Origin of the sequence: Sporosarcina aquimarina (genome assembly GCF_023715615.1) — a bacterium.
Classification (GTDB): Bacteria; Bacillota; Bacilli; order Bacillales_A; family Planococcaceae; genus Sporosarcina; species Sporosarcina aquimarina_A.
Map to the genome: position 1 here is coordinate 465,870 of NZ_JAMBOM010000002.1, position 9,028 is coordinate 474,897.

6 protein-coding genes, 19 tRNA genes and 2 rRNA genes are annotated in these 9,028 nt (G+C 45.9%); 2 read left to right on the forward strand and 25 right to left on the reverse strand.

Annotated elements, in window-relative coordinates; translation table 11 throughout:
- Positions 1–19: 19 nt before the first annotated feature.
- Genes menB through M3197_RS09385 form a run of 4 tightly spaced genes read right to left on the reverse strand, consistent with a single transcriptional unit; the run spans position 20 to position 4,769 of the window.
- Positions 20–838 (reverse strand): 1,4-dihydroxy-2-naphthoyl-CoA synthase, encoded by an 819-nt coding sequence (menB, locus tag M3197_RS09370; RefSeq protein WP_191688917.1) that lies wholly within the window; start codon positions 836–838, stop codon positions 20–22.
- 17 nt (positions 839–855) lie between these two features.
- A complete protein-coding gene (gene menH, locus M3197_RS09375) occupies positions 856–1,680 on the reverse strand; it encodes a 2-succinyl-6-hydroxy-2,4-cyclohexadiene-1-carboxylate synthase (RefSeq protein ID WP_251660987.1) in 825 nt (274 codons plus the stop codon).
- Positions 1,670–3,388 (reverse strand): 2-succinyl-5-enolpyruvyl-6-hydroxy-3-cyclohexene-1-carboxylic-acid synthase, encoded by a 1,719-nt coding sequence (gene menD, locus M3197_RS09380; RefSeq protein ID WP_251660989.1) that lies wholly within the window; start codon positions 3,386–3,388, stop codon positions 1,670–1,672. The genes menH and menD overlap by 11 nt, the downstream gene beginning before the upstream one ends.
- Positions 3,381–4,769, reverse strand: a complete 1,389-nt coding sequence (locus tag M3197_RS09385) for an isochorismate synthase (protein ID WP_251660991.1) — start codon at positions 4,767–4,769, stop codon at positions 3,381–3,383. Before M3197_RS09385 ends, menD begins: the two co-directional genes overlap by 8 nt.
- Positions 4,770–4,926: 157 nt before the next feature.
- On the opposite strand from M3197_RS09385, the gene M3197_RS09390 reads away from it, so the two are divergent.
- Both M3197_RS09390 and M3197_RS09395 read left to right on the forward strand, forming a co-directional pair.
- A complete protein-coding gene (locus tag M3197_RS09390; RefSeq protein WP_251660993.1) occupies positions 4,927–5,844 on the forward strand; it encodes a 1,4-dihydroxy-2-naphthoate polyprenyltransferase in 918 nt (305 codons plus the stop codon).
- Between the two features lie 212 nt (positions 5,845–6,056).
- Positions 6,057–6,791 (forward strand): TraR/DksA C4-type zinc finger protein, encoded by a 735-nt coding sequence (locus M3197_RS09395; protein ID WP_251660995.1) that lies wholly within the window; start codon positions 6,057–6,059, stop codon positions 6,789–6,791.
- A gap of 44 nt (positions 6,792–6,835) precedes the next feature.
- Here the strand turns inward: M3197_RS09395 and M3197_RS09400 are convergent.
- From M3197_RS09400 to M3197_RS09500, 21 genes are all read right to left on the reverse strand, one after another.
- Positions 6,836–6,907 (reverse strand) — tRNA-Glu (locus M3197_RS09400).
- Positions 6,908–6,916: 9 nt separating this feature from the next.
- Positions 6,917–7,007: transfer RNA gene (locus tag M3197_RS09405), tRNA-Ser, on the reverse strand.
- A 7-nt stretch (positions 7,008–7,014) separates the two neighbouring features.
- A tRNA-Asn gene (locus M3197_RS09410) sits at positions 7,015–7,089 on the reverse strand.
- A 4-nt stretch (positions 7,090–7,093) separates the two neighbouring features.
- Positions 7,094–7,167, reverse strand: a tRNA-Ile gene (locus tag M3197_RS09415).
- A gap of 4 nt (positions 7,168–7,171) precedes the next feature.
- Positions 7,172–7,245: transfer RNA gene (locus M3197_RS09420), tRNA-Gly, on the reverse strand.
- Between the two features lie 5 nt (positions 7,246–7,250).
- Positions 7,251–7,326: transfer RNA gene (locus M3197_RS09425), tRNA-Phe, on the reverse strand.
- Between the two features lie 34 nt (positions 7,327–7,360).
- A tRNA-Asp gene (locus M3197_RS09430) sits at positions 7,361–7,436 on the reverse strand.
- A gap of 3 nt (positions 7,437–7,439) precedes the next feature.
- Positions 7,440–7,514 (reverse strand) — tRNA-Met (locus M3197_RS09435).
- 26 nt (positions 7,515–7,540) lie between these two features.
- Positions 7,541–7,633 (reverse strand) — tRNA-Ser (locus M3197_RS09440).
- 19 nt (positions 7,634–7,652) lie between these two features.
- Positions 7,653–7,729, reverse strand: a tRNA-Ile gene (locus tag M3197_RS09445).
- Positions 7,730–7,735: 6 nt separating this feature from the next.
- Positions 7,736–7,809, reverse strand: a tRNA-Met gene (locus M3197_RS09450).
- Positions 7,810–7,831: 22 nt separating this feature from the next.
- Positions 7,832–7,907: transfer RNA gene (locus M3197_RS09455), tRNA-Ala, on the reverse strand.
- Between the two features lie 11 nt (positions 7,908–7,918).
- Positions 7,919–7,995: transfer RNA gene (locus tag M3197_RS09460), tRNA-Pro, on the reverse strand.
- 25 nt (positions 7,996–8,020) lie between these two features.
- A tRNA-Arg gene (locus tag M3197_RS09465) sits at positions 8,021–8,097 on the reverse strand.
- Between the two features lie 38 nt (positions 8,098–8,135).
- Positions 8,136–8,210: transfer RNA gene (locus M3197_RS09470), tRNA-Gly, on the reverse strand.
- Positions 8,211–8,218: 8 nt separating this feature from the next.
- Positions 8,219–8,300 (reverse strand) — tRNA-Leu (locus tag M3197_RS09475).
- Positions 8,301–8,334: 34 nt separating this feature from the next.
- Positions 8,335–8,410 (reverse strand) — tRNA-Lys (locus M3197_RS09480).
- 8 nt (positions 8,411–8,418) lie between these two features.
- Positions 8,419–8,494 (reverse strand) — tRNA-Thr (locus M3197_RS09485).
- 8 nt (positions 8,495–8,502) lie between these two features.
- Positions 8,503–8,578 (reverse strand) — tRNA-Val (locus tag M3197_RS09490).
- 23 nt (positions 8,579–8,601) lie between these two features.
- Positions 8,602–8,717 (reverse strand): 5S ribosomal RNA (gene rrf / locus M3197_RS09495).
- Between the two features lie 178 nt (positions 8,718–8,895).
- Positions 8,896–9,028: ribosomal RNA gene (locus M3197_RS09500) — 23S ribosomal RNA — on the reverse strand; the annotation flags it as partial.

Consider the following 9,028-nt stretch of genomic DNA (forward strand, 5'->3'; position numbering starts at 1 on the left):
TCTTTTCATTTAATAATCATTAAGGGAATCGTGGGAATTGACCGAAGTCCGGCTTACGCTTTTCTTTGAACGCATCGCGGCCCTCTTTCGCTTCGTCTGATGTGTAGTACAACAATGTAGCGTCGCCAGCCAATTGCTGAAGTCCCGCTAGTCCATCCGTATCGGCATTCATCGCTGCTTTCAAGAAACGAAGTGCAGTTGGGCTCATGGATAGCATTTCTTCACACCATTGAACGGTTTCATCCTCAAGCTGCTCATAAGGAACAACTGTGTTAACTAATCCCATATCTAACGCATCTTGTGCATTGTATTGACGGCACAAGTACCAGATTTCACGCGCTTTCTTATGTCCGATAATACGTGCAAGGTAACCTGACCCGTATCCAGCATCGAACGAACCTACTTTAGGACCTGTTTGGCCAAATATTGCATTGTCTGCAGCAATCGTTAGGTCACATACAACGTGAAGTACGTGGCCACCGCCAATTGCGTAGCCCGCAACCATAGCAACAACCGGTTTTGGAATAACACGAATCAGACGTTGTAGGTCAAGTACGTTCAAACGTGGAATCTCGTCCTCACCAACATATCCACCGTGACCTCGTACTTTCTGGTCTCCACCAGAACAGAATGCTTTTTCGCCTTCTCCTGTTAAAACGATGACTCCGATACTTTCGTCGTCACGTGCACGAGAAAAAGCATCAATCATTTCCATTACCGTTTTTGGACGGAATGCATTTCGTACTTCTGGACGATTGATCGTCACTTTCGCAATGCCATTGTACTTTTCATACTTAATATCTTCGTATGTATGAAGTGTTTCCCATTGTCGTGTCATGGTTGTCCTCCTAGAAATCATTTTGGATTTACAATCTCATTTATTATTGTAGCAAATTCTTCAGGTTTTTCCACGTGGATTGCATGACCTGCATTTTTCACAGAAAAATGTTGGACGTTTGGCAGTAAGATTTTCATCTCCAAAGCAATCGCTTCAAACTTTGAATCGAGGGATCCTGTAACCAAAATCACAGGATATCTTTGCTCAGTAAGTACTTCCCAGTAAGACGGCTGGCTGCCTGTCCCAATACCGATTAAACTGTTTGCTAGGCCGTGCGGGTCTTGACTCAGTCGCTCTTTGCGTACGTCTTCTTTTTGTTTTTTTGACATTGACTTCTGAGAGTCGAATAAGGATAGGTTCTCCCAGAAATCCACAAAATCCAAGTAAGGTTCGTGCAGTAGTCGATTCGCTAATTTGGCATCATTTCTCTTTCGTTCAGAACGCTCTGTTTCCGTTTTCAGACCAGGTGAAGCACTTTCCAGAACTAGTCGATGTATCCGCTTAGGATAAGATGTCGCATACCCTAACGCAGTACGGCCACCCATGGAATAGCCGACTAATGTGAACTTTGTTAGCCCCAATTGGTTGAACAATTGCTCTAAATCTGCAGTTTGTTTCTCCATTGAATAGTCTGAACTGTTATCAGGTTTGTCTGAGAGCCCATGCCCCCATAGATCGATGGCAACCGTGTGGACCTTCCCTTCAAGAAGTGAACTGATTGTGCGCCATGTAGCTATGCTACCCGTAAATCCATGTAGGAATACGACAACTGGAAGAGCTGGGTCACCGTTACGTCGCACATGCATCGAATGTCCATTGACTGAAATCCACTCAGACCCCATTACGGTCGAGCTCCTCTCCTATCGCACTCCATAATTCACGATGTGCCTGTACATTATGTTCCCGAACTGAAATCATTTCAATGATCCTCAGTGGAGCCGTCTTCTCTTTTGCTAATTGACCTTCTAGCTGTTCTATCGATGAGATCGAGTCATATTGAATGCCATACATCTCTGCAAGCGGGGCAAATGTCAAACCGGTTGGCGTGCCAAAGAGCTGTTCAAAATGATTGGGAATTGAAGATTGAGGCAAGTAAGAGAAAATGCCACCACCATCATTGTTACTCACAATAATAGTTAAATCCATCTTTTGCATGCGAGAGATCAGTAACCCATTCACATCATGCATGAACGATAAATCACCAATTAAAAGCCAAGCCGGTCGCTTCCGGGCTGTTTGAATGCCGAGAGCCGTCGAAACGACCCCATCAATCCCGTTAGCTCCGCGATTCGAAAAGATCGCGATATCCCGATCCGTTTTGCGGAAATAGGTATCCAAATCCCGGATCGGCATACTACTCCCACTAATCAGGTCGCATCCATCTGGTAACGAGGCTAGTAACGTGCGAACGTAATCCCCTTCATGAACTTCCTTACTCCTATAACGCTCCGTCATTTCTCCAGCGAGTTCGTTTGCTTTACTCCATATCTCAGTAAAAGATGCATCTTGATGTGCGGTTGCTTCAACAGACAGTATTTCGTTCGCACTCACTTGCAAATGGTGTGTGGCAATGCCGAGCGGATCACGGAAGATGGGAGATTCATCCACAACAATAAATGCTTGTGGTCTTACCTTCTTCAAAAATAACGTTAATGGTTTAGACACCGGTTGAGGTCCGATTCGAATGACCGTATCCGGTTCTGCTTGAGCCGCAAACGTTTCGTTCTTCAGCAATGCGTCATAAGAGTCAATACATAAGTGCTGACAATCAGCAGGAACTTCTGATCGCAAATTGGACAATGGATCACAAATTACCGGCCAATTCATGCTCTTTGCGAATTCCCAAACTTGTTTTTTATCAAATCCCGGAAGACATTCACCGACGACCAGAACTCCCCGTACTGCGGAACCGATTAGGTCACTCACCTGATTTTTCTGCTCAGTTGTCAGTGACGTGTGTCCAGAGATTCGCTCCATGAATGTAACTGTTGGAAGTTCTTGCTCAAAATCTATTAGCAACGGCTCCCTGAACGGGGCATTAAGATGGACCGGACCCTTAGGTTCAGTGACCGCCATGCCTATAGCACGAGCAATTTGCCGATCTAAAAAGTCATCGACTGCCGATGAATCTTCAGGTATCGGTAGGTCCACATCATATTTAACGTGCGGACCAAATATCCCCATTTGCCGGATAGCTTGTGGTGCACCAACATCACGTAATTCGTGTGGACGATCCGCTGTAATCACAATCAATGGAACACGAGCATAAAACGCTTCTGTTACGGCTGGGTGATAGTTAGACGCAGCTGTGCCTGATGTACATAACAGGACAACGGGTAATTGCGTTGCCTTCGCTAATCCAAGTGCGAAAAATCCAGCAGAACGTTCATCTACGTGCAAATGGACATCTATCTGTTCTGTAGAAGCGAGCGCGTAAGCAAGTGGAGTGGAACGCGATCCCGGACTAATGACCGCATGCGCAACTCCCATCCCGACAAAACCTTCTGCCATTCTTCTCACATGATTCGTTAACGTTTTACGATTATCCATTTAGCGAACCCCCAAGTGCACGTAACATCGGTCTAAATTTCACCCAGGTCTCTTCGTATTCCTGAGTGGGATCTGAGTCTGCTACAATTCCTCCACCGGCATATAACCATGCGTTCTTCTGTTCCAGCAATGCTGAACGTATCGCTACCGCAAATTCACCGTTTCCAGATGCATCTGTCCAGCCCACGGGAGCTGCGTAATATCCTCGATCGAGTTCTTCTTCCTGACGGATCAGTTCCCTAGCGACCGGTGTTGGAACGCCCCCAAGTGCAGGTGTCGGATGAAGGGCTTTGACGAATTGGAAAATACTACTTTCAACTCCCAGACGTCCCTGAACCGGCGTATGCAAATGTTGGATGTCACGTACTTTCATCAACTTAGGTCGTGTAGCAGCTGTATAAGAAGCACAAAGCGATTCGAATACGCCCGTAATCATATCGACCACGTATTGGTGTTCTTCCCGATTCTTTTTGTCCCCGAGTAGCTCGTTACCTAACCGCTGATCCTCGTCCGCACTGCTCCCCCGTTTAATGGATCCGGCAACACATGCAGAAAAAGCAAGTCCGTCTTTTATTTCAATCAATCGTTCCGGAGTGGCACCAAAAAAGAATTGTGAGCCATTTTCAAGTCCAAAATTATAACTGTCCCGTTGCTCGTTAGCAACAGACTGAAGTGCAGCTACCGGTGGAATTGCTTGCTCAAATTGCAGTGCTAATTTCCGAGCTATGACTACTTTTTCAGATTCCCCCATTTGAATCTTCTCTGTAATTCGTTGAACGGCCTTCAGATAATGCTCTTTGCGAAGTTCCTTCATCGATACCAGCAATGGCTTTTCGGTTGATACAGATTCCTGCACTTGTGCCATATGGATAAGTTGGTCTCTCTGCTTGCGAAGTGCTTCAAATTGGAGAACAGTTTCAGTTTCTTCAGAGATTAAATTTATCGCAACAAGTGTTTTTCCGTTTTCTATCTTCAACTGGAAAGTAGGCACAGCAAAAAGAGCGTCTGGGAAATTCCCCCACTCTGAAGGAGTGGATGAATGTCTTTCCTCAAAAGAAAATCCACCGAACAAAACAGGATTCATATCTTTGTCTTCTTTTATAAGTGCATCGCAATAGTGTTTCCATTTGGATTCAATCGTATCAAAGCGATCGGTTCCAGGTTCATCAGTTATCGTCAACGCATGTCCAATTCCAACAAGCGTCATCGTTTTAGATGCATTTTCCCAATAAAAACGATGAGAATCATGGATAAACGCCCCTGCCTCAAAAAAAGACAGCGGTGATATTCCGCCCGCCTCAATAGTTTCTGTAAAGAAGCGGACATGCGGCATAGCTGCCGTTTTTTTTCGGCTAGGCAAGTCCGTAAGCTTCCGATTCATAGTATTCTCTCCTCATGTGGCAAACCCTTGGTGCCAATTCTATTTCCATTATAGCGGAAATCGGGCTACTGCGCATTTTTAAGAACCTGAAGGATTCCGTATTTGTGCCGAATAGAGTACAATAAGACTTGCATGTTTAAACGAAGGAGAGAACGAAATGCAAGATACTATCAAGATTGAAACTGGTTGGAGAATGTGGTGGCAGCTAACTCGTCCCCATACATTGACTGCAGCTTTTGCTCCTGTGTTCCTTGGCACGATGCTGGCGTTGCCATTCGGACAACTGGACTTCTTATTATTCGCTGCCATGTTGCTCGCGAGTGTTTTCATTCAAATGGCGACCAATATGTTTAACGAGTACTACGATTTTAAACGCGGACTCGATACCGAAGATTCTGTCGGCATCGGAGGAACGATTGTACGTAATAAAGTAAATCCGAAGACGATTCTAAATTTGGCACTGCTCCTATATGGCGTTTCAATTCTTTTAGGTGTCTATATCTGTATGCAGTCATCTTGGTGGATTGCTGTAGTCGGACTAATCTCAATGGCTATTGGTTACTTCTATACAGGAGGACCCTATCCAATAGCGTACACACCACTGGGTGAACTATTTTCTGGAATCGTCATGGGAATGCTGTTAGTCCTGATTGCTTTTTACATCCAAACAGGAACCGTGTCAGAACGTGCTGTTTTACTGTCCATTCCAAGTGTATTGCTTGTAGCTGCAATCATGATGGCAAACAACATCCGTGATTTGGAAGGCGATAAAAAAGGTGGTAGAAAAACACTAGCCATTTTGTTTGGAAGACCAACTGCAATTCGAATTCAAAGTGGATTCTTTATCCTCGCGTTTGCATGGATTATTGCCTTAGTTCTTTTTGGTGGATTGACACCTTGGAGTCTCCTTGTCGTTCTTTGTGTAAAAAAACCAATTAACGCAATTAAGATCTTTAAAAATTCCGAGCTCCCTCTACAGGTAATGCCTGCTATGAAATACACTGCTCAAACAAACACATTCTTTTGTCTTCTACTCGCGATCGGGTTACTAATTGGACATCTCACAACTAAATAATGACAGGTTACAGGAGGCTATGCAGAGTCAGTGAAAACTGATTTCTGCTTTAGCCTCTTTCTTTATGGTGAAATTCTCATTTATCGCCAAATGGATTCAAAAGGTTTAACAACTCCGCGAAAAAGGAAATCATTGAATTAACAGCGGAAGTACTAGTAATTTTGCTGTTCTGAATCATACTAGAACGTAAATCCATAAAGGACGTGAACGTAATGTTAACAAAAGAACAAACAACGACTTTGAAAAAAGAGCTACTCCGTCTACAGGATGAGCTAACCATGACAGAAGAAAGAACTGATGTAGAAGAAAGTCCTCAAGAAGCAATTGGCGAGCTGTCCACTTACGATAACCACCCTGCAGATCTAGGAACGGAGTTATATGATCGAGAAAAGGATCGAGCATTGAGTGTACATGCAACTGAAGAGCTTGAAAAGGTCCAGCAAGCATTGGAAAGAATGAAAGAGGGTTCATACGGAGTATGTGAAAAATGCGGAAAAGAAATCCCTTATGAACGGTTAGAAGCAGTCCCCTACACGACCTTCTGTGTAGACGATGCGGTTCAAGAAGTTCCTGAAGACCGCCCTGTAGAGGACGATTTGTTGAAGATGGCTAATCCAAATACATTTTCGGATCTGCATGATGGTGCGTATAGAGATCCCATCGACAGCTTTGAAGAAATCGCAAAATCGGGAACTTCAGAAACTCCATCCGACTTCGTCGGAGATCATGATGACTATGAAACGTTATACGACACCTCAATTGAAGACGAAGGTACAGAAGATATTGATGTGATTGCAACTAGCAACTTGGAGGGCGAACCTTCTGGAGTTATTCGAGGAGATACAACATTAGCATATGAAGAGGAACTGGACGAGGAAGGTCTTGAATCAGAACTAGGCGACATTCCATATCACCGTAAAGACAGTTACATCAATAATGAATCATAAAAAAAGTTCCTAGTTGCGTTATCGCAACTAGGAACTTTTATGTATGACCCCTACGGGATTCGAACCCGTGTTACCGCCGTGAAAGGGCGGTGTCTTAACCGCTTGACCAAGGGGCCAAACAAATATGGCGGAGAAGGAGGGATTCGAACCCTCGCGCCGCTTTCGCGACCTACACCCTTAGCAGGGGCGCCTCTTGAGCCACTTGAGTACTTCCCCGTAAATATGGCTCCGCAGGTAGGACTCGAACCTACGACCGATCGGTTAACAGCCGATTGCTCTACCACTGAGCTACTGCGGAATAGTGGGCCTAAGTGGACTCGAACCACCGACCTCACGCTTATCAGGCGTGCGCTCTAACCAGCTGAGCTATAGGCCCAATTTGGAGCGGGTGAAGGGAATCGAACCCTCATCATCAGCTTGGAAGGCTGAGGTTTTACCACTAAACTACACCCGCATAAATGGTGGCTCAGGACGGAATCGAACCGCCGACACAAGGATTTTCAGTCCTTTGCTCTACCGACTGAGCTACTGAGCCACATAGTATTTAATAGACTATGTATTAAAAGAAATGGCGGTCCCGACCGGGGTCGAACCGGCGATCTCCTGCGTGACAGGCAGGCATGTTAACCACTACACCACGGGACCATTTGGTTGCGGGGACAGGATTTGAACCTGTGACCTTCGGGTTATGAGCCCGACGAGCTACCACTGCTCCACCCCGCGATAATACTACTATAGTGTTTAAAAAATGGAGGAGGTAGAGGGATTCGAACCCCCGCGGGTTTTGACACCCCTGTCGGTTTTCAAGACCGATCCCTTCAGCCGAACTTGGGTATACCTCCGTGCAATAAAAAGCAATACTGGTGGACCTTGCAGGACTCGAACCTGCGACCGGACGGTTATGAGCCGTCTGCTCTAACCAACTGAGCTAAAGGTCCTTTGGATGGCGGCAGAGGGGATCGAACCCCCGACCTCACGGGTATGAACCGTACGCTCTAGCCAGCTGAGCTACGCCGCCAAGAAATGGATTGTAATGATTATGGTGGAGCCTAGCGGGATCGAACCGCTGACCTCCTGCGTGCAAGGCAGGCGCTCTCCCAGCTGAGCTAAGGCCCCTCTTTAAAAGATGGTCGGGAAGACAGGATTCGAACCTGCGACCCCTTGGTCCCAAACCAAGTGCTCTACCAAGCTGAGCTACTTCCCGAGTCTAAATCTAACGTTTTTAAAATTGGCGCGCCCGGCAGAAGTCGAATCCACAACCTTCTGATCCGTAGTCAGACGCTCTATCCAATTGAGCTACGGGCGCAAACATAATGCTTATAAGTCATGCGTAGTAAATTGCAGTGGAGCGGAAGACGGGATTCGAACCCGCGACCCCGACCTTGGCAAGGTCGTATTCTACCACTGAACTACTTCCGCAAAAGTGATGCGGGTGAAGGGACTTGAACCCCCACGCCCGAAGGCACTAGATCCTAAGTCTAGCGCGTCTGCCAATTCCGCCACACCCGCATATAATTGTAGTTCTCTAAGCATGTTAAATATATGGTGAGCCATGCAGGATTCGAACCTGCGACCCTCTGATTAAAAGTCAGATGCTCTACCAACTGAGCTAATGGCTCGTACTAAGTGGTGCCGGCGAAAGGACTTGAACCCTCAACCTACTGATTACAAGTCAGTTGCTCTACCAGTTGAGCTACACCGGCACAAAATATGGTGGAGGATGACGGGCTCGAACCGCCGACCCTCTGCTTGTAAGGCAGATGCTCTCCCAGCTGAGCTAATCCTCCATATATCACGCATAACTGCGCTTGCCTGGCAACGTCCTACTCTCACAGGGGGAAGCCCCCTACTACCATCGGCGCTGAAGAACTTAACTTCCGTGTTCGGTATGGGAACGGGTGTGACCTCTTCGCCATCATTACCAGACAAGTGTGCTCGCCCTGTTTCAAGGACATTTACTATTATACACTACATCTTATGTAGAATGCAATACTTTTTTGAAAGAACTTTTGTTCATTCAAAACTGGATAAAACAAACACTGAAACTCAAAACAATCACACAATTCATCAACTTGTACGGTAGCTGAAATCCAGCTCCGTCTTTTTGGATAAGTCCTCGATCGATTAGTATCTGTCAGCTCCACATGTCGCCATGCTTCCACACCAGACCTATCCACCTCATCATCTTTGAGGGATCTTACTTACTTGCGTAATGGGAAATCTCATCTTGAGGGGGG